28 protein-coding genes are annotated in these 26,656 nt (G+C 64.0%); 20 read left to right on the forward strand and 8 right to left on the reverse strand.

Annotation, left to right across the window (positions count from 1 at the left end; genetic code table 11):
- The 6 genes from urtC (at position 1) to F6X37_RS14550 (ending at position 4,445) form a co-directional block, all read left to right on the forward strand.
- Positions 1–1,206 carry an urea ABC transporter permease subunit UrtC gene (gene urtC / locus F6X37_RS14525; RefSeq protein WP_187611807.1) on the forward strand — a complete coding sequence of 402 codons (1,206 nt, stop codon included), beginning with the start codon at positions 1–3 and terminating at the stop codon, positions 1,204–1,206.
- Positions 1,206–2,069 carry an urea ABC transporter ATP-binding protein UrtD gene (gene urtD / locus F6X37_RS14530; RefSeq protein WP_187611808.1) on the forward strand — a complete coding sequence of 288 codons (864 nt, stop codon included), beginning with the start codon at positions 1,206–1,208 and terminating at the stop codon, positions 2,067–2,069. The genes urtC and urtD overlap by 1 nt, the downstream gene beginning before the upstream one ends.
- Positions 2,070–2,119: 50 nt before the next feature.
- Complete coding sequence (gene urtE / locus F6X37_RS14535; RefSeq protein WP_018419653.1) at positions 2,120–2,812, forward strand: urea ABC transporter ATP-binding subunit UrtE; 693 nt, start codon at positions 2,120–2,122, stop codon at positions 2,810–2,812.
- Positions 2,813–2,888: 76 nt separating this feature from the next.
- Positions 2,889–3,248, forward strand: a complete 360-nt coding sequence (locus F6X37_RS14540) for a hypothetical protein (RefSeq protein ID WP_260336301.1) — start codon at positions 2,889–2,891, stop codon at positions 3,246–3,248.
- Positions 3,249–3,306: 58 nt separating this feature from the next.
- The gene (locus tag F6X37_RS14545) at positions 3,307–3,504 is read left to right on the forward strand and encodes a hypothetical protein (RefSeq protein ID WP_184059700.1); all 198 of its coding nucleotides are present in this window, start codon (positions 3,307–3,309) and stop codon (positions 3,502–3,504) included.
- A 71-nt stretch (positions 3,505–3,575) separates the two neighbouring features.
- Complete coding sequence (locus tag F6X37_RS14550; protein WP_187611809.1) at positions 3,576–4,445, forward strand: urease accessory protein UreD; 870 nt, start codon at positions 3,576–3,578, stop codon at positions 4,443–4,445.
- Here F6X37_RS14550 and F6X37_RS37945 read toward each other — a convergent pair.
- Positions 4,369–4,647 carry a DUF6420 family protein gene (locus tag F6X37_RS37945; RefSeq protein ID WP_222944840.1) on the reverse strand — a complete coding sequence of 93 codons (279 nt, stop codon included), beginning with the start codon at positions 4,645–4,647 and terminating at the stop codon, positions 4,369–4,371. The genes F6X37_RS14550 and F6X37_RS37945 overlap by 77 nt on opposite strands.
- Before the next feature lie 11 nt (positions 4,648–4,658).
- Between F6X37_RS37945 and F6X37_RS14555 the strand changes: the two genes are divergently transcribed.
- The 7 genes from F6X37_RS14555 to ureG all read left to right on the forward strand — a co-directional run bounded on the left by F6X37_RS14555 (position 4,659) and on the right by ureG (position 10,048).
- Entirely contained in the window at positions 4,659–5,471 is an 813-nt protein-coding gene (locus tag F6X37_RS14555) for a transporter substrate-binding domain-containing protein (protein ID WP_090803364.1), read from the forward strand.
- Between the two features lie 161 nt (positions 5,472–5,632).
- On the forward strand, positions 5,633–5,935 hold the full coding sequence (gene ureA, locus F6X37_RS14560) for an urease subunit gamma (protein WP_008923043.1): 303 nt from the start codon (positions 5,633–5,635) through the stop codon (positions 5,933–5,935).
- A gap of 25 nt (positions 5,936–5,960) precedes the next feature.
- Complete coding sequence (locus tag F6X37_RS14565; protein WP_187611810.1) at positions 5,961–6,266, forward strand: urease subunit beta; 306 nt, start codon at positions 5,961–5,963, stop codon at positions 6,264–6,266.
- 87 nt (positions 6,267–6,353) lie between these two features.
- A complete protein-coding gene (gene ureC / locus F6X37_RS14570; protein WP_187611811.1) occupies positions 6,354–8,060 on the forward strand; it encodes an urease subunit alpha in 1,707 nt (568 codons plus the stop codon).
- Between the two features lie 2 nt (positions 8,061–8,062).
- Positions 8,063–8,698, forward strand: a complete 636-nt coding sequence (ureE, locus tag F6X37_RS14575; RefSeq protein WP_187611812.1) for an urease accessory protein UreE — start codon at positions 8,063–8,065, stop codon at positions 8,696–8,698.
- On the forward strand, positions 8,685–9,365 hold the full coding sequence (locus tag F6X37_RS14580; RefSeq protein WP_187611865.1) for an urease accessory protein UreF: 681 nt from the start codon (positions 8,685–8,687) through the stop codon (positions 9,363–9,365). Before ureE ends, F6X37_RS14580 begins: the two co-directional genes overlap by 14 nt.
- A 20-nt stretch (positions 9,366–9,385) precedes the next feature.
- Positions 9,386–10,048, forward strand: a complete 663-nt coding sequence (gene ureG, locus F6X37_RS14585; RefSeq protein ID WP_187611813.1) for an urease accessory protein UreG — start codon at positions 9,386–9,388, stop codon at positions 10,046–10,048.
- A gap of 195 nt (positions 10,049–10,243) precedes the next feature.
- On the opposite strand, the gene F6X37_RS14590 is transcribed toward ureG, so the two are convergent.
- Positions 10,244–10,654, reverse strand: coding sequence for a hypothetical protein (locus tag F6X37_RS14590; RefSeq protein ID WP_187611814.1), 411 nt, complete (start codon positions 10,652–10,654; stop codon positions 10,244–10,246).
- 140 nt (positions 10,655–10,794) lie between these two features.
- Here F6X37_RS14590 and F6X37_RS14595 point away from each other — a divergent pair, with 140 nt between their 5' ends.
- Positions 10,795–11,307 carry a hypothetical protein gene (locus F6X37_RS14595; protein WP_187611815.1) on the forward strand — a complete coding sequence of 171 codons (513 nt, stop codon included), beginning with the start codon at positions 10,795–10,797 and terminating at the stop codon, positions 11,305–11,307.
- Positions 11,297–11,875, forward strand: coding sequence for a hypothetical protein (locus F6X37_RS14600; protein WP_187611816.1), 579 nt, complete (start codon positions 11,297–11,299; stop codon positions 11,873–11,875). Before F6X37_RS14595 ends, F6X37_RS14600 begins: the two co-directional genes overlap by 11 nt.
- 132 nt (positions 11,876–12,007) lie before the next feature.
- On the opposite strand, the gene waaA is transcribed toward F6X37_RS14600, so the two are convergent.
- The 4 genes from waaA to F6X37_RS14620 form a co-directional block, all read right to left on the reverse strand.
- The gene (waaA, locus tag F6X37_RS14605; RefSeq protein WP_187611817.1) at positions 12,008–13,321 is read right to left on the reverse strand and encodes a lipid IV(A) 3-deoxy-D-manno-octulosonic acid transferase; all 1,314 of its coding nucleotides are present in this window, start codon (positions 13,319–13,321) and stop codon (positions 12,008–12,010) included.
- A gap of 88 nt (positions 13,322–13,409) precedes the next feature.
- Positions 13,410–14,294, reverse strand: coding sequence for a Kdo hydroxylase family protein (locus F6X37_RS14610; protein ID WP_184020906.1), 885 nt, complete (start codon positions 14,292–14,294; stop codon positions 13,410–13,412).
- A gap of 80 nt (positions 14,295–14,374) precedes the next feature.
- Entirely contained in the window at positions 14,375–15,376 is a 1,002-nt protein-coding gene (gene waaC, locus F6X37_RS14615) for a lipopolysaccharide heptosyltransferase I (RefSeq protein ID WP_187611818.1), read from the reverse strand.
- Between the two features lie 175 nt (positions 15,377–15,551).
- Complete coding sequence (locus F6X37_RS14620) at positions 15,552–16,946, reverse strand: phosphomannomutase/phosphoglucomutase (protein ID WP_090803354.1); 1,395 nt, start codon at positions 16,944–16,946, stop codon at positions 15,552–15,554.
- 342 nt (positions 16,947–17,288) lie between these two features.
- Here F6X37_RS14620 and F6X37_RS14625 point away from each other — a divergent pair, with 342 nt between their 5' ends.
- The 4 genes from F6X37_RS14625 (at position 17,289) to galE (ending at position 21,802) form a co-directional block, all read left to right on the forward strand.
- Positions 17,289–18,551, forward strand: coding sequence for an oligosaccharide flippase family protein (locus tag F6X37_RS14625; protein ID WP_090803353.1), 1,263 nt, complete (start codon positions 17,289–17,291; stop codon positions 18,549–18,551).
- Positions 18,548–19,378: a glycosyltransferase gene (locus F6X37_RS14630; protein WP_187611819.1), complete on the forward strand. Its 831-nt coding sequence runs from the start codon at positions 18,548–18,550 to the stop codon at positions 19,376–19,378. The genes F6X37_RS14625 and F6X37_RS14630 overlap by 4 nt, the downstream gene beginning before the upstream one ends.
- A gap of 239 nt (positions 19,379–19,617) precedes the next feature.
- Complete coding sequence (locus tag F6X37_RS14635) at positions 19,618–20,766, forward strand: glycosyltransferase family 4 protein (protein WP_184059731.1); 1,149 nt, start codon at positions 19,618–19,620, stop codon at positions 20,764–20,766.
- A 13-nt stretch (positions 20,767–20,779) separates the two neighbouring features.
- Positions 20,780–21,802 (forward strand): UDP-glucose 4-epimerase GalE, encoded by a 1,023-nt coding sequence (galE, locus tag F6X37_RS14640; protein WP_187611820.1) that lies wholly within the window; start codon positions 20,780–20,782, stop codon positions 21,800–21,802.
- Positions 21,803–21,909: 107 nt separating this feature from the next.
- Here galE and F6X37_RS14645 read toward each other — a convergent pair whose 3' ends face one another.
- Together F6X37_RS14645 and F6X37_RS14650 are read right to left on the reverse strand one after the other, a co-directional pair.
- Entirely contained in the window at positions 21,910–23,463 is a 1,554-nt protein-coding gene (locus tag F6X37_RS14645) for a hypothetical protein (protein ID WP_187611821.1), read from the reverse strand.
- Between the two features lie 191 nt (positions 23,464–23,654).
- Entirely contained in the window at positions 23,655–25,220 is a 1,566-nt protein-coding gene (locus F6X37_RS14650) for a methyl-accepting chemotaxis protein (protein ID WP_187611822.1), read from the reverse strand.
- Between the two features lie 248 nt (positions 25,221–25,468).
- On the opposite strand from F6X37_RS14650, the gene F6X37_RS14655 reads away from it, so the two are divergent.
- Positions 25,469–26,569: an MraY family glycosyltransferase gene (locus F6X37_RS14655; RefSeq protein ID WP_187611823.1), complete on the forward strand. Its 1,101-nt coding sequence runs from the start codon at positions 25,469–25,471 to the stop codon at positions 26,567–26,569.
- Positions 26,570–26,656 lie beyond the last annotated feature (87 nt).

A 26,656-nucleotide genomic window follows, 5' to 3' on the forward strand; every position in this document is an offset into this window, starting at 1 on the left:
ATGACATCGGCTACTTCATCGGCAGACCCCGCTTCCGCTTCGTCGTCGCGCGCCGGTGCCGCTGGCGCTGGCGCTGGCGGCGCGCGCGAGTCCAACACCGGCTTCGCGCTCGGCCTGCCACCGCGGCCCGCGCTGTTGTCGCGTCGCGCGTGGCTCGCGCTGATCGCGCTGACGATCGTGTTCGGCCTCGGCGTGCCGTTCGCCGCGCTGGTGATTCCGGAGACGAGCGCCTTGCATCTGTCCGCGTATGCGATGACGCTGACCGGCAAGTTCATGTGCTATGCGATCGCCGCGCTCGCACTCGATCTGGTGTGGGGCTACTGCGGCATCCTGAGTTTGGGTCACGCTTTGTTCTTCGCGCTCGGCGGCTACGCGATCGGCATGTACCTGATGCGCGCGATCGGCCACGACGGCAAGTACGGCAGCGATCTGCCCGACTTCATGGTGTTTCTCGACTGGCACCAGTTGCCGTGGTACTGGCAGGGCACGCAACATCTCGGCTACGCGCTCTTGCTCGTCGTGCTGGTACCCGCCGTGCTCGCGTGGGTGTTCGGCTTCTTCACGTTCCGCTCGCGCGTGAAGGGTGTCTATCTGTCGATCATCACGCAGGCCATGACCTTCGCCGCGATGCTGCTGTTCTTTCGCAACGAGACGGGCTTCGGCGGCAATAACGGCTTTACCGACTTCAAGCGCATCGGCGGTTTTCCGATCACGCATCAGGGCACGCGCGCCGCCTTGCTGCTCATTACGTTCGCGGTGCTGATCGCCGCGTTCATCGGCGCGCGCGCGATCGTCACGTCGAAGCTCGGCCGCGTGGTGAGCGCGGTGCGCGACGGCGAAACGCGGCTGATGTTCCTCGGCTACAGCCCGCTCGCGTACAAGCTGTTCGTGTGGACCGTGTCGGCGGTGCTGTGCGGCATCGCGGGCGCGTTGTACGTGCCGCAGGTCGGCATCATCAATCCGGGCGAGATGTCGCCGGGCAACTCGATCGAAATGGCGATCTGGGTGGCGGTCGGCGGACGCGGCACGCTGATCGGCCCCATCATCGGCGCGTTCGCCGTGAACGGTGCGAAGAGTTTCTTCACGGCGAACTTCCCCGAATACTGGCTGTTCTTTCTCGGCCTGATCTTCGTGCTGGTGCCACTGCTGCTGCCGAACGGCATCATGGGGCTCGCCGATCTGCTGACGCGTAAAAGGAACCGCTGATGAACGAAAACCCGATGGTTCCCGATCTGGATTTACCCGAAGCACCACCGGAACGCTCGCTGAGCGGCGTCGCGAGCATGGGACACGCGGTCGTGCCCGGCGAGATCGACGTATCGCACGGCACGATCCTCTACCTCGAAGACGTGACGGTCAGCTTCGACGGCTTTCGCGCGCTGAACGCGCTGTCGCTCGCGATCGACGCGGGCGAACTGCGCTGCATCATCGGCCCGAACGGCGCGGGCAAGACGACGATGATGGACGTGATCACGGGCAAGACCGCGCCCGATCACGGCAAGGTGTTTCTCGGCCAGTCGATCGATCTCACGCGCATGAACGAACCGGCGATCGCGCGCGCCGGCATCGGCCGCAAGTTCCAGAAGCCGACCGTGTTCGAGCAGCATCCGGTGTGGGAAAACCTCGAACTCGCGATGAAGACCGACAAGGGCTGGTGGGCGTCGCTGCGCGCGCGGCTCGATGGCGACGCGCAGGCCCGCATCGAGGAAACGCTCGCGCTGATCGGGCTGGAAAGCGAAGCACGAAGGCTCGCCGGCGAGCTATCGCACGGCCAGAAGCAGCGCCTCGAAATCGGCATGCTGCTGATGCAGCAACCGGCGCTGCTGCTGCTCGACGAACCCGCGGCCGGCATGACCGATGACGAAACCATGCAACTCGCCGAATTGCTCAACCACCTGCGTGGCACCTGCTCGATGATGGTCGTCGAGCACGACATGGAGTTCGTTGCGGCGCTCGCGGGCGACACAGGCAAGGTGACGGTGATGGCCGAAGGCCGCGTGCTCGCGCACGGCACGCTCGACGAAGTCAAGCGCGACGAGACGGTGATCGAGTCTTATCTAGGCCGCTGATTGCTGCTGGAAGCGGCACCGCATCGTCAACCCGACAGGACGACTGAACAATGCTCGAAGTAGACCGACTGAACCAATACTACGGCGGCAGCCATATTCTGCGCGACGTGAAGCTCACGGTGCCCGACGGCAAGCTGACGGTGCTGCTCGGGCGCAACGGCGTCGGCAAGACCACGCTGCTGCGCTGCCTGATGGGCGTCGTGCCCGCGAAAAGCGGCGCGATCGCATGGCGCGGCGAACAGTTGATGAAACTGCCGACCCATGCCCGCGTTGCTCAGGGGCTCGCCTACGTGCCGCAGGGCCGCGATATCTTTCCGCGCCTCACCGTCGAGGAAAATCTGCTGGTGGGCGCCGCGAGCAGAAAGGCGCCGAAGAAAATCCCCGAGCGCATCTACGAGCTTTTCCCGGTACTGAAGGACATGCGCAACCGGCGCGGCGGCGATCTCTCCGGCGGTCAGCAGCAACAGCTCGCGATCGGCCGCGCGCTGATGAGCGAGCCGCAACTGCTGATCCTCGATGAGCCGACCGAGGGCATCCAGCCGTCGATCATTCAGGACATCGGCCGCACGCTGCGGCAGCTCGTCGAGGACATGGGCATGACGGTGCTGCTGGTCGAGCAGTACTACGACTTCGCCAAAGCAATCGCCGATCGTTACTGGGTGATGAGTCGCGGCGAAATCGTCGCGGGCGGCGAGGGGGCGAACATGGATGCGGATGGGGTAAGGGGATTGATTGCCGTGTAAGCGAGCTCAAGTTATCCGCCGCGCAACCGTTACACAGGCTAGGCAACGCCGCAACGGTTCGACGAAGGTGGACATCATGGACGACAACAAGCAGGTCAGACGCGAGTTTTACAGAAACCCAGCCTCCTATTGCAGGGTGATGAACGTCGTGTCGGCGGTCACTTTCGGTCTATTCGAAGTGGACAGCGGCGGTACGGTCGGCATGCTGTCGGTGCGCTGGGAGAAGCTCGGCAACGAACTCGCGCCGCAGCTGCACGCGTATTACGACAGCTGGCACGTGCTCGCGTCGTTCCCCGACGTTCTCGCGAGAATGGCCGGGACGACCGGGCCGTCGTGTTCGCCGGAAGCTTTCTGTCAGCTATTGCTCGACTGCGGATTCATCAATCGCGCGGAACGGGGCGTGGACGATCACGCCGAGCCGACACTCGTACGCTAGACGCCGCCGCGATACGGCCTGGGTCGGCGACACAAAATCGATATAGAGGGAGAAAAGCATGTCCGTGACGGTTCACGTCGAATATCAGTATTGCCAACATGGCAAGAAAGCAATCCAGACAGGCAGCGACTCGTTGACCGTCCAGGAAAACACCCCCCGCGCGATCCTTGCGTTGCTGCGACTGTTGCATCCGCAGTGGGAGGGCATCAAGGTGCTGTCGGTGACCGAAGCCTCGCCCGAGAGTACCGCGTCGTAGCCGCTGCCGCGGCTTTCGCGCTTCGACACGCGTGCTATCCTCGTCGCACGCCGATTCCCCCATCCATCCGCATGTCGCTTCACGAAAACCACGCCACGCTCGCCGCCGCGCACACGCCGTGGCGCGCGCGACTCGAACTCGGCTTCGTCGGCGGCGACGCTCGCACGACGCTCGCGCACCGGCTGCACGACGGACCGCTGCGCGTGCAACGGCCGCTCTATCCGGAAGGCCCGGCGATCTGTCACGCGGTGATCGTGCATCCGCCCGGCGGCGTCGCGGGTGGCGATCAGCTCGACATCGACATCACGCTCGCCGCGCAAACGCATGCGGTGCTGACGACGCTGGGCGCAACCAAGTGGTACAAGTCGAACGGCCGCGCGGCGCGGCAGCGCATCGCGCTGCGTGTCGGTGAGCACGCGAAGCTCGACTGGCTGCCGCAGAACAACATCGTGTTCGATCACGCGAACGCGCACCTCGATTTTTCGCTGACGCTCGCCGACGGCGCGAGCGCAATCGGCTGGGACGCGACCCAGCTCGGACGCCAGGCTGCCGGCGAACGCTGGTCGGCGGGGAGCTTGCGCGCGGTGTCGCGCATCGTCGGCGCGAATGGCGAGCTGCTGTGGTTCGAACGCGCGAGCCTCACCGCCGACGATCCGCTGCGCGACGCGCCGCAGGGGCTCGCCGGCTTTCCGGCCTACGGCACGCTGTGGGCCGTAGGCGCCGCTTGCGACGACGCGCTCGCCGAATCGCTGAGCGCGCAACTGCCGTTCGACGACACGTTGCGAGCAGCCGCCTCGTGCGTGACGAACGGCGTGCTGCTCGTGCGCGCGGTGTCGCGCTCGATGGAAACGCTGCAGCACGCGCTCACGCGCTGTTGGCTGCAATTGCGGCCGGTCGTGCATGGTGTCGCGGCGGTGCCGTTGCGGATCTGGTCGACCTGACAGCGCGGCTTCCCGCTTTCGTCTTCATCACGCTCTTGCGCACCAAGGCGGCGCACGCGCACGCCCCAACCCTGTGCGCGAACTGGCGTAGCACGCCGCCACGCCACGCCGCATAGGGATGGCACACAGCTTGCGTGCACTCGCCACTTCGCGGCCGGCCACGATGAAGCCAGCGACGACCCGACACCCACGACACCACCACTGCTCACGCCCATGACCCGCACTCTCTCCCGCTCCGCGCGCCGCGCCTTGCTAGCCGCATTGCTCGCCCTGCCCATCGTCGCCGATCTCGCGTTTCATGCGGGCCCCGCGCACGCCGACACGCTCGACAACATCGCCAAGGCCGGCGTGCTGAAGGTCGCCGTGCCCGAGGACTATCCGCCGTTCGGCTCGGTCGGCCCCGACATGAAGCCGCAGGGCTATGACATCGACACGGCCGCGCTGCTCGCCAAAGCGATGAACGTGAAGCTCGAACTCGTGCCGGTCAACAGCGCGAACCGCATTCCGTATCTGCAAACGGGCAAGGTCGACCTCGTGATCTCGTCGCTCGGCAAAACGCCCGAGCGCGAGAAGGTGATCGACTTTTCGAGCGCGTACGCGCCGTACTACCAGGGTGTGTTCGGTCCCGCCGACATCAAGGTGAGCGGTCCCGCCGATCTCACCGGCAAGACCGTCGGCGCGACGCGCGGCGCGCTCGAGGAAATCGGTCTCACGCAGATGGCGCCGAACGCGACGATCAAGCGCTTCGAGGACAACAACGCGACGATCGCCGCGTTCCTGTCCGGCCAGGTGCAGCTGATCGCGGCCGGCAACATCGTCGCGGCCGCGATCCTGGCGAAGAATCCGCCGCGCCGTCCGGAGCCGAAGTTCGTGATCAAGAACTCGCCGTGCTTCGTCGGCATGAACAAGAACGAGCCGCGCCTGCAACAGAAGGTCGATGCCGCGATCGCCCAGGCCAAACACGACGGCACGCTCGGTGCGATGTCGAAGAAGTGGTTCGGCGCACCGCTGCCCGCCGACCTGTAATTCTGCAAACGCGGTGGCACGCGCGGTCGCAAACGTAGTTGTAAGCGCGCCGTTAGCCGGACTTGATACCGTGACCGGGTGATCGCGCGACGCAAGGCCCCCGTCACCGCGACGCGACCACGACGCCGCCACGACACACCAAACGCCGAGACCCACACCCGATGAAGCTGACACCTCGCGAGAAGGACAAGCTGCTGATCTTCACCGCCGCGCTGCTCGCCGAACGGCGCCGCGCGCGCGGCCTCAAGCTGAACTATCCGGAGGCGGTCGCCTTCATCACCGCCGCGCTGATGGAAGCCGCGCGCGACGGCAAGAGCGTCGCCGAGGTGATGCACTACGGCACCACGCTGCTCACGCGCGCCGACGTGATGGAGGGCGTGCCCGAGATGATCCCCGACATCCAGGTCGAAGCGACGTTTCCCGACGGCACCAAGCTCGTCACCGTCCATCACCCGATTCCCTGAACTCCTCTTCGTCAAGGCAGGCCCCATGATTCCCGGCGAACTCCTCGTCGACGACGGCGAGCACGAACTGAACGCGGGCCGCGCGACGGTCACGGTGGTCGTGTCGAATACCGGCGACCGTCCCGTGCAGATCGGCTCGCATTATCATTTCTACGAGGTGAACGACGCGCTGTCGTTCGATCGCGAAGCGGCGCGCGGCTTTCGCCTGAACATCGCGGCGGGCACCGCGGTGCGCTTCGAGCCCGGTCAGGAGCGCACGGTCGAACTCGTCGCGCTGGCCGGCGAGCGCATTGTCTACGGCTTCAACGGCAGGGTGATGGGCAAGCTGTGATGCGCTGCCCGCGCCCTGGCGTTTCGACCGCCCTGCTCCGCCTTGCCTTGCCTGTCGCTCGCTTGTAGCTCATTCCGGACCCACACCATGACACTACGCATTGGCCGCCGCGCATACGCGGAGATGTTCGGCCCCACCACCGGCGACCGCGTGCGCCTCGCCGACACCGAACTGCTGATCGAGATCGAGCGCGACTTCACGACCTACGGCGAAGAGGTCAAGTTCGGCGGCGGCAAGGTGATTCGCGACGGCATGGGCCAGTCGCAGCGCGTGCATGCCGAGGTCGTCGATACCGTCGTGACGAACGCGGTGATCCTCGATCACTGGGGCGTCGTGAAGGCCGACATCGGCATCAAGGACGGCCGCATCGCGGCGATCGGCAAGGCCGGCAATCCCGACATCCAGCCGAATGTGACGATCGCGATTGGCGCGGCCACCGAAGTGATCGCGGGCGAAGGGCTGATCGTGACCGCGGGCGGCATCGATACGCACATCCACTTCATCAGCCCGCAGCAGATCGAGGAAGCGCTCGCGAGCGGCGTGACGACGATGCTCGGCGGCGGCACCGGCCCCGCGACCGGCACGAATGCGACCACCTGCACACCGGGGCCATGGCATCTCGAACGCATGCTGCAAGCGGCCGACGGCTATCCGATGAACCTCGGCTTTCTCGGCAAGGGCAACGTGAGCCAGCCGGCCCCGCTGACCGAACAGATCGCCGCGGGCGCGATCGGTTTGAAGCTGCACGAAGACTGGGGCACGACACCCGCGGCGATCGACAACTGCCTTGGCGTCGCCGACGATACCGACACGCAGGTCGCGATCCACACGGATACGCTAAACGAAGCGGGCTTCGTCGAAGCGACCGTCGCCGCGTTCAAGGGCCGCACGATCCACACGTATCACACCGAAGGCGCGGGCGGCGGCCACGCCCCGGACATCATCAAGGTGTGCGGCGAAGCGAATGTGCTGCCGTCGTCGACGAACCCGACGCGGCCCTACACGGTCAACACGCTCGACGAGCATCTCGACATGCTGATGGTGTGCCATCACCTCGATCCGTCGATTGCCGAAGACATCGCGTTCGCCGAATCGCGGATTCGCCGCGAGACGATCGCCGCCGAGGACATCCTGCACGATCTCGGCGCGCTGTCGATGCTTTCTTCGGACTCGCAGGCGATGGGCCGCGTCGGCGAAGTGATCATCCGCACCTGGCAGACCGCGCACAAGATGAAGGTGCAACGCGGCGCGCTGCCCGAGGACAACGCGCGCCACGACAATTTCCGCGCGAAACGCTATGTCGCGAAGTACACGATCAATCCGGCGATTACGCACGGCATCGCGCATGAAGTCGGTTCGATCGAACCGGGCAAGTGGGCCGACCTCGTGTTCTGGGAGCCGGCGTTCTTTGGCATCAAGCCGTCGCTGATCCTGAAGGGCGGCATGATCGCGATGGCGCAGATGGGCGATCCGAATGCATCGATTCCGACGCCGCAGCCCGTGCACTATCGCGAGATGTTCGCGACGCGCGGGGGAGCGCTGGGCCGCACGTCGCTGACCTTCGTGTCGCAACTCGCCGCCGATGCGAATGTGGCCGAACGCTATGGTTTGCACAAGCGCATCGTCGCGGTGAAAAACTGCCGCAACGTGACGAAGGCCGACATGATTCACAACGCGTGGCGCCCGAACATCAGCGTCGATCCGGAAACCTATCAGGTGATCGCCGACGGCCAGTTGCTGACCTGCGATCCGGCCACCGTGCTGCCGATGGCGCAACGCTATTTCCTGTTCTGATCATGCGTACACTGAACAAACTTCTCGCGCCGCATCTGAAGATCGCGCCGGTACTCGTCAAGCGTGCGCCGACCTTGACGCTCGCGTTCGATCAACGTCGCAAGAGCCGTCTCGCCGCGACGCTCGATGACGGCGAGGAAGTCGCATTGCTGTTGCCGCGCGGCACCGTGCTGCGCGATGGCGACGTGCTCGTCGCCGATGATGGCGGGCTCGTGCGTGTCGTTGCGGCTGATGAAGCCGTGCTTGTCGTACGCGCATCGGACGCGTTGACGTTGACGCGCGCCGCCTATCACCTCGGCAATCGTCATACGCCGGTCGAAGTGGGCGCCGATTATCTGAAGCTCGAATACGATCCGGTGCTCGCCGACATGCTCAAGCGCATCGGCGCGACGGTCGAGCAGGTGTCGCTGCCGTTTCAGCCTGAAGCCGGGGCGTATGGCGGTGGACATAAGCATGGGCACGACGAGACGTTCGCCGAGGACTATGCGATCGCGCAGCAGGTGTTTGGTGAGCATCATGGGCATGAGCATGCTCATGCCCATGAGGGCTCTTCGCACTCGCACGATCACGACCATGACCACGTGCACGACGAATCGTGCGGACATGGACACCACCCGCATCGTCATGCACATCGCTGAATTCACCGCGCTGCTGCATCTCGCGTCGCCAGCACTGCCGATTGGCGCGTTCAGCTATTCGCAGGGTCTCGAAGCGGCGATTGAAGCGCAGCTCATCACCGATGCCGACTCCGCGCGCACGTGGATTGAACGCGGCCTGACCGACGTGCTCGCGCGCGGCGAGTTGCCGTTCCTCGCGCAGCAGATCGAACGCTGGCGCACGCACGACGCCGTGGAACTCGCCGACGCCAACGCCGAATTCCTCGCGAGTCGCGAGTCCGCCGAACTGCGCCGCGAAACGGAGCAGATGGGCTGGTCGCTGCGACAGCTGTGTGTGTCGCTCGAATGGGGCGACGTGGCGAGGCGCGAAACGCTCGCGTCGCTCACGCCACTCGCGCAGCCGAGCGCGTTCGCATTCGCCGCTCACGCGCACAATGCTCCGGTCGATGCCGCGCTCGCCGCCTATGCGTTCAGCTGGGTCGAGAACCAGACCGCCGCCGCGTTGAAGGCGGTGCCGCTCGGCCAACTCGCGGGGCAACGCATCATCGTCGCGCTGCGTGAGCCGATCGAGGCGGCCGTCGCGCGCGCGCTCGCGACCTCGCGTGACGACCTCAACACGTTCGCGCCGCAGCTCGGCATTCTGTCGGCGCGCCACGAGTCGCAGTATTCGCGGCTCTTCCGCTCGTAGCACGATTCCCACGATCCATCATGAACGCATCTCATCATTCCGCTTCCCATACCGCGAGCCAGATCCGCACGAAGAAGCTGCCGCCGCTGCGCGTGGGCGTCGGCGGCCCGGTTGGCTCGGGCAAGACCACGCTGCTCGAAATGCTGTGCAAGGCGATGCGCGGCCAGTACGACCTCGTCGCGATCACGAACGACATCTATACGAAAGAGGATCAGCGTCTGCTGACCGTCGCGGGCGCGCTGCCGGCCGAGCGCATCATGGGCGTCGAGACGGGCGGCTGCCCGCACACCGCGATCCGCGAGGACGCATCGATCAACCTCGAAGCGGTCGACCGCATGCTCACGCGTTTTCCGGATGCGGACATCGTGTTCATCGAATCGGGCGGCGACAACCTCGCGGCGACCTTCAGCCCGGAGCTGTCGGACCTGACGATCTACGTGATCGACGTCGCGGGCGGCGAGAAGATTCCGCGCAAGGGCGGACCTGGGATCACGAAGTCGGATCTGCTCGTGATCAATAAGACCGATCTCGCGCCGCTGGTGGGCGCGAACCTCGACGTGATGGCATCGGACGCGAAGAAGATGCGCGGCGAGCGACCGTTTGTGATGTGTAATCTGAAGGCGCTCGAGGGTCTTGATGATGTGGTGAAGTTTATTGAAAAGAAGGGGTTGTTGAAGGTGTAAGCAAGTGACGCTTCACTCGCCAGGATGGCATTCGCGCAGCCGCGTTCGAATGGATTGGAAACTTCTTCGCTGAGCGCGCGGGTCCCTGCGCCGAAAACCCAGTTGAGCTCTGGAGCACCCGGCACGGTAGGCACAGGCGTATACCGCCCCGCCTCACCCAGCGCGACGTCGGGCGTATAGCGCGTTTGTTCACCTTCACCTCGGAAAACGCCCCCACTCGAGCGCTTCGTTACGCGCTGCCACGTGGCTCTGCAAATCGCCGAACGTAAGCTTGGCGAGCGTGAATCGATCATTCCGCAACAGCGCCAGCAGACGCTTTGAAGCGTTCGCGAGATTCAAAATCTGCTCATGATCGGATATCTTCCGACCACCGGCGGTGATGCCGTCGAGCAATGTCTTCACCTCGACGAACGTCGACGGATTCCCTTCGAGTACGCCTGCGTCCCACACGAACTCCGGCAGCATTCGGTGAAAACGGGAACATACACGTTTGACCGGATGGACGGGAACGTCTAGTGGAATCGCGGCGCGATCCCACCGAAAACCCAGTTGGGAGAAAAGTGTCATTGCCAGAGGTGAAAAAGCGATTGGTCCAACCAGCGACATGCTAGCTTTGAAAATTTTGCGACGGATTCAGTGGTACGCTGAGGCTTCAGATGTGAGCGCGAGAACATTTGCTCATATCTCACTGATACGCGCAAATATGTGGACTGTGCTGGCAGACGTTGGCGTGCCGCAGTGCGCGCATGCTGACGATACAAGGACAGACAATGGCTGAACCAAAAACCGAAGATGCAGGCTCTTCTTCCGCCGAATATGTGCAGCGCGTCAGAACCTTCCTGGGGGAAGTGAGTGCCTGGTGCAGAGACCATGGTCTAACCGTGGAACGCGACGTCACAACACTCAGTGAAGAGATGATGGCCCAATATGATGCCCCGAGCCTTCACATATCAAAGGACGGAGTGTCAGTGGCCAAGATCCAGCCTGTCGGATCGAAAATCATCGGCGCGCACGGGAGAGTGGATCTAATCGGCCGTGTGACGAGACATGCGTTCCTTTTCTACGTTGGAAAAGGTCCGACGTTTTCGATGCAGACTACCGTTGGTGGAAAAAACACAACCTCGTCGTCGGCACCCATGCTTTCTGGAGTCGACAGAGATGGCTGGTACTGGATCGAGGCCAGAGTACGTCGAGCAAAGCGCGTTGAAGAGAGTCTCTTTCTTGACCTGCTCACGGATGTTTCCGACTATGAATTTTAATAATCCTCTGGATCCAGTCTATAAGGCATTTGCTGTGGCGAACGATTGCTTCAAAGTCGCCACGCGCACGATTCAAATCCAGCACGAAGAACTCATCCGACGCACACAGTTCATTGGGGCAACTCCGGAGGAAGCAAATACCGCCCTTCAAGACGCAGCCAGGCAAGCGGCTGACCTTGCCATTTTGGCGCTATTCGCCACATTTGAGCGGTTCGTCATCGAGCATCTGCAAACGGCCAATCGGCTGCTGGCCGCCGGATATCCGCAGCAGTATTCCGACAAGCTGGCTGAAAAGTTCGAGAATGAAGTCGAATACTGGAAGCTTGGTGAGATTCTCAATCTTTTCAAAGGCGAAGTTGACCCCGATCTCATCGGGCAGGTCAAGCAAATCAAGCAATATCGCGATTCGATTGCACATCAAAACCCAGGCAAACCAACCCCGACGCAAGCCACGCCGGAAACGGCTTTTGATGTCTTAACCAAGATGATTGAGCAAATCCGGCAGACCCACACACCTCCGCAGGAAGAGGAAGCGGTCGACGCCGTAGCGCCGACACAAGCCCAATAAGCGACGAGTCTGTCGCGAAGCAGCAATAACACTCGGACGGTTCATATCACATAAGCAAGCGTTAGCCACAAAGTGCGTGGCGCTTGCGGCTTGAATAATTCGCTCGGCGCGGTCGTCACCGGCGTTCCGGGACTACTCCGGCAACAACGCCGCCAACACATCCACCGTCCTCGCCGTCGCCCCGCGATGCCTCGCCGCAAACGCGGCAGCCGCACCGCCCATCGCGAGCCGCCGCGACTTGTCGCCGAACAGCTCGCGCAGCGCGCGCGCCAGATCGGCCGGGTCCTGCACCTGCACGGCGGCGCCGGCCGCGACCGCATCGGCGGTGGCTTGCGTGAAGTTGAAAACGTGCGGCCCGATCAGCACCGGCACGCCGACCGCGCACGCTTCGATCAGGTTCTGTCCGCCAAGCGGCAACAGACTGCCGCCGATAAACGCAAGATCCGACGCCGCGTAGTAAGCGCCCAACTCGCCCATCGAATCGCCGAGCAGCACGTTCACGTCGCGAGGCAGCGGCGCCACGCCATCGTCAGCGGTGCGCGCCGCCGACGCGACCTTCGCATCGGGCGCCCAACTCGATCGCCGTTCGAGCCGCAACCCCGCTTTCTCGACGAGCGCCGCGATTTCATTGAAGCGCTGCGGATGACGCGGCACCAGAATCAGCAGCGCATCGTCGATGCCGAGCGCCGCGAACGCCTCGAGCACGAGCGCTTCTTCGCCCTCGCGCGTGCTCGCCGCGACCCACACGGGCCGCGTGCCGATCGCCGCGCGCCACGCGTGGCCGCGGGCCGCGAGTTCGGGCGGCGTGCTCATGTCGAACTTCAGATTGCCGAGCACCGCGACATTGCGCGCGCCGAGCGAGGTCAACCGCTCGGCATCGGACGGACTCTGCGCGAGCACGCGCGCGAAGCCGCCGAACACGTCCTTCGTCGCACCGCCGAATTTCGCCGCGCGCTTGAACGAACGTGCCGACATCCGCGCGTTGGTCAGCACGAGCGGCACGTCGGCGCGACGGCACTCGTCGATCAGGGTCGGCCACACCTCGGTTTCCATCACGAGACCGAGCGACGGCCGCCACCCGCGCAAGAAGCGCCGTACCGCATGCGGCATGTCGTACGGTAGATAACTGCGCAACACGCGGTCGCCGAAAATCTCGATGCCGGTCGCGCGGCCGCTCGGCGTCATGTGCGTAAGCAGAATGCGCGCGTCGGGGCGCGCCTTCATCAGCGCATCGATCAGCGGCTGCGCGGCGCGCGTCTCGCCGACCGACACCGCATGCACCCAGATCAACGGCGCGCTGTCCTCCAACAAGCGCCCGCGCGAATAACCGAAGCGCTCGCCGATATGCTCGCGATAACCGCGCTCCTTACGCGAACGGATCAACAGACGCAGCACCGCAAGCGGCGCGATGAGCCACCAGAGCGCGCGATAGATCGCCCTTAGCATCGGCGCCCCGCGTGATTCGGAAAGCGCAGCGCGCTCACGCGCGCGATGCGGGCCGGCATCTGCCGGGCCCTCGAATCGACCGCCGCGCTCAAACCAGCGCCCTGCCCTTCAGGCGCTCGAGAATGCCGAGCGGCGCGCATTCCGGCTGCGCCATCGCCTTCACTGGCAGGAAGAAAGTCTGCTCCAGCATGAACTGGCCGGACATCACCGCATGCGAGGTCTGGTCGGAGAAGCACACCCACACGCTGCCCGGTGGAAACGGCATGGTCTGTTGCGGGCTCGTCTTCTGATAGTCGAGGTCGGCCTTCATGCCGTCGTGCAGACTGAGCATCAGATGATCGTATTCGCTGCGCAGCGATTTGGTCACGTGCAGCAGGTTCAGCAGCCACGCGGAGCCGGGCATCTGCGGCTTGATACGCGGCAGGAAGCGCTGCGCCATGTCCTCGAACGGCTCGCCGACGCGCCATACGCGCGGCACGCCATGGGGATTGACGTTGGTGAACACGCGCAGGATGCGCTCGCCGTAGTTCGGCCGCGACGGAAACGCGTCGACGTGCAGACGGCTATCGTCCTTGCGCCACGAGGTTTCGCGAGTCTCGACCTGATGCAGCCGCAGGCTCGTCGGCGCGACCCGCAGCTTGCCGCTGTACTCGGGAAAGAGCCCGTCGACGAGCGTGCGCGCATTCGCCTGATAACGCGCGATCAACGCGCGCACCGCCGATTGCGTGACCGCATCGCCGGCCACGCCATGCAGCGCGCCGCCGTTCGGTTCGAGGCTGATGTTCTTGCGGTTCGGATCGGCGAGCGCCGGGTCGAGCAGCGCCTGCTCGCCACCGTCGATCGCGAAGCGCAGGTTCGGGAAGTACAGCACCTTGCCGCGCTCGACGCCGGCGAGCAGCGTCTCTCGAGGCACGGACAGGTTGCAGCCGTGCCAGTCGGCGTTCGCTACTTCGATGATCTGGGTTTCGTTCATGGTCGCCCTTTGGAACGGAGGGTGCGCAAGGCGAAGCGCACCGACAGGATGCAGCAGGTGCTGATGCCGGCCGGCCCGGGTCACAACAGCCCGAAGCCGGCAAGCACCGACTTCACCTGCTGCAGCGTAGGCGGCTGCCCCGCCGCGCCGAGATTGACGACGTTCGGCGACCAGTAGCCGCCGGTGCGCCACGCGGTCGAGAAATTGTACAACTCGACCGTGGGCCGCTTCAGCGCCGCCGCGATATGGACCAGACCTGTGTCAACCCCGACCGTCGCGGCCGCGCCATCGATCAGCCCCACCACCGCCGCCAGCGACAGCTTCGGCGGCACGATCGCGGCCGCGCCGAACTCCTTCGCGAGCCGCTCGCTGGTCGCGCGCTCGGCGTCGCTGCCCCACGGCAGCACGATCGACGCGCCGCGCCGCACCAGCGCCTGCCCGAGTTCGATCCACGCGGCATCGGGCCACTGCTTGTCGGCGCGCGAAGTCGCGTGCACGAACACCACGTACGGCACCGGCAGATTCAGATTCGCCTGCGACAGCGCGAGCGCGGCACGGCCCGTGTCGAGACCGAAGTCGATGTCGTCGGTGGGTTGCGGCGGCGGATCGTTCAGCGCCGCGGCCACCAGTTGACGCGTGCGTTCGACCACGTGCGTGCGTGGCGCGATCGGCACGCGCCGCCCGTAGAAAAAGCGCACCGGCCATTCGTAGCCGGCGCCTTCGGTACGGTTGCCGAGGCCGACGAGCGGTCCGCGCGCCATGTTCGCGAGCCACGCGGTCTTGATGAGGCCCTGGCAGTCGATCACCAGATCGTAGTGCTCGGCGGCGAGCGCGCGGCGAAACGCGCCGATCTCGCGCCAGTTGTCGACGGACAGGATGCGCTTGCGCCAGCGCCGCAGCGACACCGGAATCGCGCGCCGCACGCCGCTCACGAGTTCCACGAGCCCGACGAAGCTTTCCTCGACGAGCCAGTCGATCTGCGCGTCGGGATGGCGGCGCCGGATGTCGGCGATCACGGGCATGTTGTGAACGACGTCGCCCAGCGACGACACCCTCACGATCAGTATCTTTTGCGCGCTCAAGAGTGGGAAAACCGGCTATCCGGCTCGAAGATGCGTTGAAAGGACCGCAATTCTAGCGCGCCGTCCATGAAAGACATGAAAAACGCGGCGCGGTAAGGCAACCCGCGCCGCGTTCGGTAGGGGCAACGCTTCGAGCCGTCTTGACGAACTTCGAAGCGCAGCGCCGCATCAGCCGTCAGAACGGCAGTTTCGCATCGGCCTTCTCCGCGAGAATCACGCGGCGGAAGTCGTCCTGGATGCGTTTGAGCGCCGCGTCGTTGTCGGCCTCGAAACGCATCACCACGACCGGCGTCGTGTTCGACGAACGCGCAAGGCCGAAGCCGTCCGGATACTCGACGCGCAGACCGTCGATCTTCACGACGTTGTCCGCGCCGGTGAACTTCGCGTTCTGCTGCATACGCGCGATCAGCTCGAAGTTCTCGCCTTCCTCGAGTTTTAGCTGCAGCTCGGGTGTGGAGTGCGAGTTCGGCAGCGAGTTCAGCAGCTTGCTCGGGTCGGCGACACGCGTGAGGATCTCGAGCAGACGCGCTCCCGTGTACAGGCCGTCGTCGAAACCATACCAGCGGTCCTTGAAGAACACGTGGCCGCTCATTTCGCCAGCCAGCGGCGCGCCGGTTTCGCGCAGCTTCGCCTTCACGAGCGAGTGGCCGGTCTTCCACATCAGCGGCTCGCCGCCCTTGTCCTTGACCCACTTCGCGAGATTGCGCGTGCACTTCACGTCGTAAATGATCTGCGCGCCCTTGTTGCGCGACAGCACTTCTTCGGCGAACAGCATCAGCTGACGGTCCGGGTAGATGATCTGGCCGTCTTTGGTGACGACGCCGAGGCGGTCGCCGTCGCCGTCGAACGCGAAGCCGATTTCCGCATCCGTTTCCTTCAGCGCGCGAATCACGTCTTCGAGGTTCTCCGGGTGCGCCGGGTCCGGGTGGTGATTCGGGAAGTTGCCGTCGACTTCGGTGAACAGTTCGACGAGTTCGCAACCGAGCTTCCTGAACAGCTTCGGCGCGAGCTCGCCGGCCACGCCGTTGCCGGTATCGACGACGATCTTGATCGGACGCGCAAGCTTCACGTCGCTCGCGATGCGCTCGAGATACGCGTCGGCGATGTCGTACTCGGCGTAGCTGCCGCTGCCGTCGGCGAAGTTCTCGTCGACGATGCGCTGATGCAGCGCGAGAATCTGCTCGCCGTAAATGGCCGCGCCGCGCAGCACCATCTTGAAGCCGTTGTAGTCCGGCGGATTATGGCTACCCGTCACGACGATGCACGAGTCGACGCGACGCTCGCCGCCCGCCAGCTTCAACGGTACGCTCGCCGCGAAGTAGCCGACCGGTGTGGGCACCATGCCCACGTTCACGACATCGACGCCGGCCGCACGCAGGCCGTCGGACAGCGCCCCGATCAGCTCGGGGCCCGACAGGCGTCCGTCGCGCGCGACCACGACCGCGTCGCCGCCCTGCGCGCGCACTTCGCTGCCGAATGCGCGACCGATGGAACGCGCGGCGTCGGCGTCGAGCGTCTTGCCAATGACGCCACGAATGTCATACGCCTTGAAAATGGATTTGGAGATCATGTTGGCTCACTTGCGTGCAATGGAAAATTTTGACCTGCGCACCGACCTCGACCGGTAACAATCGCCGGTAAAAAACGCGGTAAAAATTCGCGTTAAAAACCACGGTAATACTCACGTCAAAAAACCTGTTACCGCGCCTCGATGCGCCCTTGCCGGAAGCGGTCCGGTTCCAACTTATAATTGCGTTTTTCTAACCAGCCTGAATACCGCCATTCTAATGCTTAGACGCCCTCCATTTGTAAAGTTGCCGTGGCTGCCGGCCGGGCGGGCGAATGCGCATAGCGCCGCATGCATGGCCGTGCAAGGCGGCTTGACCGACGCGCAGCGGCGAGCGGCCAACGGATGCTGACGGTCAAGCGCTTCGCCAATCCCGACGTCACCCGAGCGTTTACGAACATCGTCTGGCTGGGTCTCGAGCGGCTCACGCAGATCGGCGTCGCAATCGTGATCAGCGGCATGCTCGCGCGTTACTTCGGGCCCGAAACGTTCGGCAAATGGCAGTACGCGAATACGCTGCTGCTGGTGCTGTCGCCGATCACCTGGGTCTGCGGCGCGGAAATCCTCGTACCGACCATCGTCAACCGGCCGCCCGGACAACTCGGTACCGTCCTCGGCAGCGCGTTCGCGTTGCGCATCTCCGTCTCGGCCGTTGCGCTGCTGCTTACGTGGCTCGGCATTGCGCTGCACTTCTTCGAACCGCTCGTCGGTGCGATGCTCGCCGGCCTCGCGGTGACGATGCTGTTTCGCGAGCCGTTCGTCGGCGTGATCAACGCGTGGCTGCAAAGCATGACCTACAGCAAGCCGCAATTGCTGACCAGCATGAGCACCGCGGTGATCAAGGCGGCTCTCGTCTATCTGCTGGTGCGCGCGACGGCCGCGCCCGCGCGTTTCGGCTGGCTGTGGGCGCTCGAATCGGCGGCGATCGGCGCGGTGCTGTTGCTCTACTTCATGCGCCGGCATGGCGGCAAGCTGGGCTGGCATGTCGAACGTTCGCTCTTCAGGCACTTCGCGAGCGCGGGCACCGTGTTCTGGCTCGGGCTCATCTGTATGTATCTATTTCTGAAACTGGACCGGCTGATGCTCGAGCGCGCGATTTCGTTCGCCGACCTCGGTCGCTACTCGGCCGCCCAGCAGTTGAATGAAAACTGGATCACGCTCGCGCTGATGCTCGCGCAAACCATTGCGCCCGCATTCGTCTACCGCGTGCAAGGCATCGCGCAACTGCGCCGCAACATGTGGCGGCTCACCGCGCTGACCGCCGTGCTGATGGTGTGCGGCGCGTTCGTGCTCGATCTGCTCGCGGGCTTCATCATCCGCCGTGTGTTCGGGCCGGACTTCGAAGGCGCGATCGAAATCTTCCGCTGGGCCGTGTGGCTGTCGGTGCCCGCCGGCGTCGAGGCGATCGGCAATCTGGTCGTGCTCAAATATCAGGCCAAGTTCGTGTTGCTCGCCAAGTGGCTGCTCGCGCTCGCCGTCGCGTTCGCGGTCAATCTGCTGGCGATCCCGCGGCTCGGCGCGTATGGCGCGCTCGTCGGCCTCGCGGCCGGCTATCTGGCGGCCGCCTCGGTCAATCTTTATTACATCCGTTTCAAATTGCGCCCATGACGAATTCATCCGCCACCGCGCAAACCACGCTCGACGACGTCGCGGTGCTGATACCCGCCTATAACGGCCAGGCGGACGTCGATTCTACGCTCGCGTCGTTCGAAGAAAGTGCGCTGGTGCACGTACTGATCGTCGATGACGGCAGCACGCCGCCGATCGTCGCGCCCACGCTGCCGAACCTGAAGATCGAAGTGCTGCGCATGGCGCAGAACGGCGGTATCGAGCGTGCGCTGCAAACCGGCGTCGACGCGCTCGCGCAGCGCGGCTTTCGCTATGCGGCGCGCATCGACGCGGGCGATCGCGCGGTGCCACAGCGGCTCGCGAAGCAGCGCGCGTTCATGCAAGCGCATCCGAACGTGGCAGGCCTCGGCATGTGGACCCAGGTCGTCACGCGCGCGGGCGAGCCGCTTTTCATGCTGACGCCGCCGGCCGAGCCGAACGTGATCCGGCGCCAGCGCTTTTTCCGCTCGTGCCTCGCGCATCCGTCGATGATGCTGCGTATCGATGCCGTCCGCACAGTCGGCAACTACCGCGCCGCGTATCGTTCGGCGGAGGACCTCGATCTGTTCGTACGTCTGATGGAACGCTATGACTGCGCGAATCTGCCGGAACTCGGCCTTTTCTATGAGCTGAACGAAGGCGGCATCAGCGCGACGAAACGGCGCCGGCAGATCGGTTCGACGCTGCGTTTGCAGTTGCGCTACTTCAACGTGGCCAATCCGTACGACTGGTTGGGCCTCGTGAAGAATCTGTTGCATCTGATGCTGCCTTATCGCACGTTGCAGCGGGTCAAGCGCGTGCTGCTCACGCCGCGCGCGAACCGTTGAGTCGCGCCGCGTGTGAGCGCTGTCGTTCTCGTTCTCGTTCTCGTTCTCGTTCTCGTTGTCGTTGTCGTTGTCGTTGTCGTTGTCGTTGTCGTTGTCGTTGTCGTTGTCGTTGTCGTTGTCGTTGTCGTTGCCGCTGTCGTTGTCGTTGTCGCTTCATTCGCTGAGGTTCGCGCCGCATCGTAGGGCGCTGTCTTCGTATCAATGGTCCACACTTCATTCAACGCCCGGCATTTCTTCGCATGAAGCCCTCTTTCAAGTCGACGCCCGCGCTACGCATTACACTCGTTTGCAACACGGCCTGGGCAATCTATACCTATCGGCAAGGGCTGATCCGCACGCTGATCGGGCGCGGCGTCGACGTGACGGTGCTCGCGCCGCGCGACCGCACGTTCGAGTTGCTCGCCGCGATGGGCTGCCGTTGCATCGAGCTGCCGATGGCGTCGAAAGGCACGAGTCCGGGCGAAGATCTGCGCACGCTCGTCGCGCTGTATCGGCAGTACAGGACCATCCGTCCGCATGTCGTGTTTCACTACACGATCAAGCCGAACATCTACGGCTCGATCGCGGCGAAGCTGGCTGGCGTGCAGTCGGTGGCGGTCACCACCGGGCTCGGCTACGTGTTCATCCAGCACAGCCGCGCCGCGCAGATCGCCAAAAGGCTGTATCGTTTCGCGTTCCGCTTTCCGCGTGAAGTGTGGTTCCTGAATCGCGACGATCAGGCCGCGTTCATCGACGGCAAGCTGCTCGTGCATCCGGAGCGCGCGCGGCTGTTGCACGGCGAGGGCGTCGATCTCGAGCAGTTCGCGTTCACGCCGCTGCGCGAGCGCGCGGAGTTTCGCTTCGTGCTGATCGGGCGGTTGCTGTGGGACAAAGGCGTCGGCGAATACGTCGAGGCCGCGCGGCAATTGCGCGCGCGCTACCGCCACGCGCGCTTTCAGCTGCTCGGGCCGGTCGGCGTCGACAATCCGAGCGCGATCACGCGCGACGAAGTCGCCGCGTGGGAACAGGAAGGCGTGATCGAATATCTGGGCGAGGCGCACGACGTGCGGCCGTTCATCGCCGATGCCGATTGCGTGGTGCTGCCGTCGTATCGCGAAGGCGTGCCGCGCACGCTGATGGAAGCGTCGGCGATGGGCCGGCCGATCGTCGCGACCGACGTGCCCGGCTGCCGCGAGGTGGTGGCCGACGGCGTCAACGGCTTGTTGTGCGAAGCGCGCAATGCGCAGAGCCTTGCCGCGAGTCTCGCACGCATGCTCGACATGAGCGGCGCGGAGCGGCGCGCGATGGCGGAACGCGGCCGGCAGAAAGTCGCGACCGAATTCGACGAACGCATGGTCGTCGAAACCTATAAAGACCTGGTGCAAAAAATCACGGGTGTTTTACTTTAATGGGAGCAACAGCATGACCATGAAGGGCACGATTCTGGTAACGGGCGGCGCGGGTTTCATCGGCTCGCACACCTGCGTCGAACTGCTGAACGGCGGCTACGACGTCGCGGTGATCGACAACCTCGTGAACAGCAAGCGCGAAGCGGTGCGGCGCGTCGAGAAAATCACCGGCCGTGCGGTGAGCTTCTACGACGACGACGCGCGCGACGCAGCCGCGCTGCAGCGGATTTTCGATGCGCATCCGATCACCGGCGCGATCCATTTCGCGGCGCTGAAAGCGGTCGGCGAGTCGGTCGCGAAGCCGATCGAGTACTACGCGAACAACGTCGGCAGCCTGCTGACGCTACTCGGCGTGATGCGCGATCGCAACGTCAAGCAGTTCGTGTTCAGTTCGTCGGCAACGGTGTACGGCGTGCCGAAGAGCTCGCCTATCGACGAATCGTTCCCGCTGTCGGCGACCAATCCGTATGGTCAATCGAAGCTGATCGCCGAGCAGATCCTGCGCGATCTCGAAGTGTCGGACCCATCGTGGCGCATCGCGACGCTGCGCTACTTCAATCCGGTCGGCGCGCATGAAAGTGGCCTGATCGGCGAAGATCCGGCCGGCATTCCGAACAACCTGATGCCGTACGTCGCACAGGTCGCGGTCGGCAAGCTCGACCGCCTGCGCGTGTTCGGCGGCGACTACGAGACGCCCGACGGCACCGGCGTGCGCGACTACATCCACGTGGTCGATCTCGCGCGCGGGCATCTCGCCGCGCTCGATGCGCTCGTCGAGCGCGATGCGAGCTTCGTCGTCAATCTCGGCACGGGCCAGGGCTATAGCGTGCTCGACGTGGTGCGCTCGTTCGAGAAGGCGTCGGGGCGGCCGGTGCCGTACGAGATCGTCGCGCGCCGCCCGGGCGACGTCGCGCAGTGTTTCGCGGACCCGAGCGCGGCCGAGAAAATCATCGGCTGGCGCGCGCAGTTCGGCATCGAGCGCATGTGCGCGGACCACTGGCGCTGGCAGTCGACGAATCCGCAGGGGTTTGCCTGACGTACGTGACGCGAGCGCCGTCGCGCCGGCCCGATCGATGAGTCGGGCGGGCGCCCGGCCCGCGTCACCGCCCTTCGCGCACGCGCCACCAGCGCGTGCGCTCTTTCTTACTCCGCGGATTCGCGCGGATAAAAATACAGGCCGGAAACGTTCACCGCGCCGGTCAAGCCTTCCTTCGGCACCGCCGACACCAGAAAACGCCTGTTGGGGCGTCGCATTTCGTCGGCCGTGCAGCGCGCCGACCGAGTGAACACGAGCTGCCAGTTTTGCGCGATGCAAAACGGTACGCTGCCCTGGCGTTTGCCATACGCTTCGATGCCCACCAGAATAGGCCACAGCCGTTCCCATTCCGCGGATCCATCGAGGTCGAGAACAGCCACGCCGCCCCCCGCTTCGAGAGTGCGGATAGCTGCGTAAGCAGCGGGAATTCGAGGATCGTTGTACTGGGAAACGTTTTCAGGCGGCTGATGAATCCGGATCGCAGTGAAAGCCGCCACGGCCACACAAACGATCACGGCAATGGGCGCGGTCGCAACCGTCACATTGTCGAGGAAACGCTTCGCCAGCAACGTGAGCGCCAGAGCAGGAACGACGTAGTAGAAGATCCCGACATAGGTCAGTGAAAGATCGTCGACTCCGAAAACGGCATAAAAGACAAAGGCGGCTGTCGCGCTGGCCAGCGCCAACGACAATGCCCGCTCAGGTGCGACGCGGCTTTCATTGTCGCGCGCCGGATCGTTCGTCACGAGAACAGCACAAGCCGCCGCGCCCAGCAGAATACCGAACAGTCCGTTACTCCAGAAGAGACCGGCAAAGCGCGCGGCGTCCACTAAACGATTGGCTTGGTGGGCACGGCCAAAAGCGGCATATTCAGCGAGCGGCCCGGGAAAATGAAGGATCGTCTGGATCGCGAGAGGAATCAGGAAAATCACTACGATCGCCAACGCAACAGCGATCGTTCGAATATTGCTCGCGAGGTAATGCCGGCTCAACACCCGGGTCCCATTGGAACCCGATCTGAACGAAATCCAGGTATTGGCTATCAGAGCGCACGCCAGCATGATGCCCGTCATACCAAGAAAAGAAGCATGACCGTTCAGAAGAAATCCAAGGCTCACGGCAAGCAACAGAAGCCCGTCTGCGCGTCCCATGATCAATGCGCCGACGGACACCGTGAACGCCGCAAAAGCAAAGTAATAGAGATGTGGGAACCAGGGACCGGCAAAGGCCTGGTAATTGATGTAAGCGGTGACACCGACGAATAAGGCCGTGGTGAGGACGGCTGCCGCAGTGGCTCCCCTCGTCGCCGGCTGCATCCTGATCAAAAGCGTCCCGATTGCCGCGATCCAGAAACCGGAAAGCAGCGCAACCGCATGGATCTGACCGGAAAACGGCGACGCGACCGAGTGCGTCAGGTCGAAAAATACGATCTCGCCCGCGGCAAGCGCGTAAAGAAACGCAGGACCGGGATGATTGAACCCGACGCGCGAGTAATGTCCGACGAGCAGCTTCAGATGCTTCGCGTCGGCGATCAGCAACGAGTTCGCCGCAAAGTCTCCGACCTCGTGCAGTTGCGCGGACGGAAAGGTCTGACCGAACACGATAATGAACAGCCCGACACAGAGCACCGAAAGAAGAAATGCTGCCAACCCTTTGAGCATCGAACACCTGTTTTCGAGTTATCCAACGCTTGGCCATGATCGGGTGCGGTTCCCCGATCAACCACTTCCCGTTGATGAAGAACGTGGAAGAAACCGGCAGCACCAGCGGAGGTCGAGATGGAAAACAGGATTCTAAGGTAGCTGTCGGCGCGCTATGTCATCGACAGCCAGACGTTTCTCCGGGCTGGACTCTAAGCCGCCGCGCCCGACTCCTCAAGCCGAAACACGGCAATGGCCTCCTTCAGAACGATGGCCTGCTCTTCCAGCGACTTCGCCGCAGCCGCCGCCTGCTCGACGAGCGCCGCGTTGTGCTGCGTGACCTCGTCGATCTGCGACACCGCCTTGTTGACCTGCTCGATGCCGTCGCTCTGTTCGAGCGCCGACGCCTCGATCTCGCTCATCACGCCGGTCACGCGCTCGACGGCCTTCAGCGCTTCCTGAATCGTCTTCTGCGCATCCGACACCAGCGACGCACCCTCCTCGACCTTCGCCGCCGACTCGCCGATCAGCTCCTTGATCTCCTTGGCCGCCGCGCCCGAGCGCTGCGCGAGGCTGCGCACTTCCGAGGCGACCACCGCGAAGCCGCGTCCCTGCTCGCCCGCGCGCGCCGCTTCGACGGCCGCGTTCAACGCGAGAATATTGGTCTGAAACGCAATCCCCTCGATCATGCCGATGATCTCCGTGACCTTGCGCGACGACTCGCTGATGCCGTCCATCGTCTCGGTCACGCGCGACACCACCTTGCCGCCGCGCGTGACCGTATCGAGCGCGCCGTGCGCGAGGCGGTTCGCCTGCCTGGCGTTGTCGGCGTTCTGTTTCACGGTCGCCGACAGCTGCTCCATGCTCGCCGCGGTCTGCTGCAGCGCGGCCGCCTGCTGCTCGGTGCGCGCCGACAGATCGGCATTGCCCGACGCGATTTCGTTCGCGCCCTGCGTGATCGCGCTCGTGCTGCCGCGCACCTTGCCGACCGTTTCGACGAGGCCGTCGCGCATCCTCGTCAGCGCGCCGAGCAGCTGGCCCATCTCGTTGCGCGATTTCACCTTGATCGCGACGCTCAGGTCGCCGGCCGCGATGCGCTCGAAGTGCTTGACCGTCGCGTTGACCGGCTTGATCAGCGCCGACGACAACGCGACCCGAGCGCCCACCGCGATCACGAGCGCGATCACCGCGATCGCGCCGAACAGCACTGTCGCGAGCTGGAAGCGTCGCGCGCCGGTCGCGGCCTGCTGATGCTGATTGTCCATCTGCGCTTGTTCGAGCGCGTCGATCGCTTTCGAGTAGGACGCGTACAGGCTGTTCGCCGTGTCGCCCTGGATGTTGCGGAAGGTGTTGAAGTCGAAGTCGATCAATGCCTTGAATTCCGGTTCGATCGCCTTGTCGACGAGCGCCGCGCGCGCGTCGCCGACGCTCTGCGCGAGCTTGCGCTCTGCGTCGCTCGCGAACGGGCCGGCCATGTAGTTGCGGAAGTCGTTGTTCGATTCGAGCAGCACCTTGTGCGCGGCCGGCAGCAGATCGTCGGTCTGCTTGCCGACGCTGAACAACGTCTGATAGGTGCCCAATGCGAGCTGCACCTGCAGAAGCTTCTCGGAACTCGCCTTCAGATGCGACAGCGCGACCGCACTGCGCTGCGTGTCGTCGAGGCTGTCGTTGGCGAGCTTCAGCGCGCCGTAGCCGACAGCGATCACCGTCAGAAGGAAGGCGACGAATACGCTGATCACGAGCGTCAGTCCGCCACGAATTGTGATGTTATTAAGCATTGGGTCTCCGGAACGCCTTTGTTGCGCGCGACTTACACTTCGTCGCATCCAGGTTTACGGTTGCGGCGCGCGCGCGCCGCATAGGGGGAATCCATGAGGAGCGAGCGCTCACGGGCCTGTGCGGGCCGCTTCGGTCTCGCTATCTGGGATTTTTTGCCGGCCTGGATGAAAGCTTCGCGCCCGTGCCGCGCGCCGGCCGCCGCACGTTTCGTTTGTATAATTCCGCGTCTTCGCTCAGGCCCACTTTCATGCTTAGTTTTGCGCTCGGCTTTCTCGTCTCTCTGCTGATCACGCTGTTGATCGTGCGCTATGCGCATCTGCATGAAAAGTTCTCGACCGACACCGATCTGGCCGGCGTCCAGAAATTCCACGTGCGGCCGGTGCCGCGCATCGGCGGGACTGGGATTCTGGTCGGGCTGATCGTCTCCGCGGTGCAATTGCATCGCGCGTATCCGGCCGTATCGGGCAGCATTCTCGGGTTGATCGCGTGCGGCATGCCGGCGTTCGGCTCGGGGCTCGTCGAGGATCTGACCAAGCGCGTGTCGCCGCTCGCACGCCTGATCTGCACGATGGCGGCCGCCGCGCTCGCCTGGTTCTTTCTCGACATCGCGGTCACGCGCATCAGCGTGCCACCGCTCGACTTTCTGCTGTCATATGCGGCGATCTCGTTCGTGGTCACGGTGCTCGCGGTCGCGGCGCTCGCCAACGCGATCAATATCATCGACGGCTTCAACGGCCTCGCGTCGATGGTCGCGTTCATGATGTTCGCGTCGCTCGCGTATGTGGCGTTCCAGGTGCACGACCCGGTCGTGCTGTCCGCGTCGTTCATGATGATGGGCGCGGTGCTCGGCTTCTTCATCTGGAACTTCCCGGCCGGGCTGATTTTTCTCGGCGACGGCGGTGCTTACTTCATCGGCTTCATGCTCGCCGAGCTGTCGATCCTGCTCGTGATGCGCAATCGCGACGTATCCGCGTGGTATCCAATGCTGCTCTTCATGTACCCGATCTTCGAGACCTGCTTCTCGATCTACCGCAAGAAGTTCATTCGCGGCATGTCGCCGGGCATTCCGGATGGCGTGCATCTGCATATGCTGGTCTACAAGCGGCTGATGCGCTGGGCGGTCGGCGCGCGCACCGCGCGCGAGCTGACGCGCCGCAACTCGCTGACGTCGCCGTATCTGTGGCTGCTGTGCCTGATCGCGGTCGTGCCGGCGACGCTGTTCTGGCGGCACACGCTGCATCTGTTTTGCTTCGTTGTGGTGTTCGGGGCGACTTATGTGTGGCTTTATGTGAGCATCGTGCGGTTCAAGTCGCCGCGGTGGATGGTGGTGCGGAAGGGGAAGCGGTGAGCAGAAACGACAAAGGCTGAAATCGGCTCACTCGGCTCGAAATGTAGCAATAAATCCTCTCTTCACGAGATTCCTCCAAATTCATCA

It is taken from the genome of Paraburkholderia sp. 31.1 (genome assembly GCF_014397645.1).
Lineage (GTDB): Bacteria > Pseudomonadota > Gammaproteobacteria > Burkholderiales > Burkholderiaceae > Paraburkholderia > Paraburkholderia tuberum.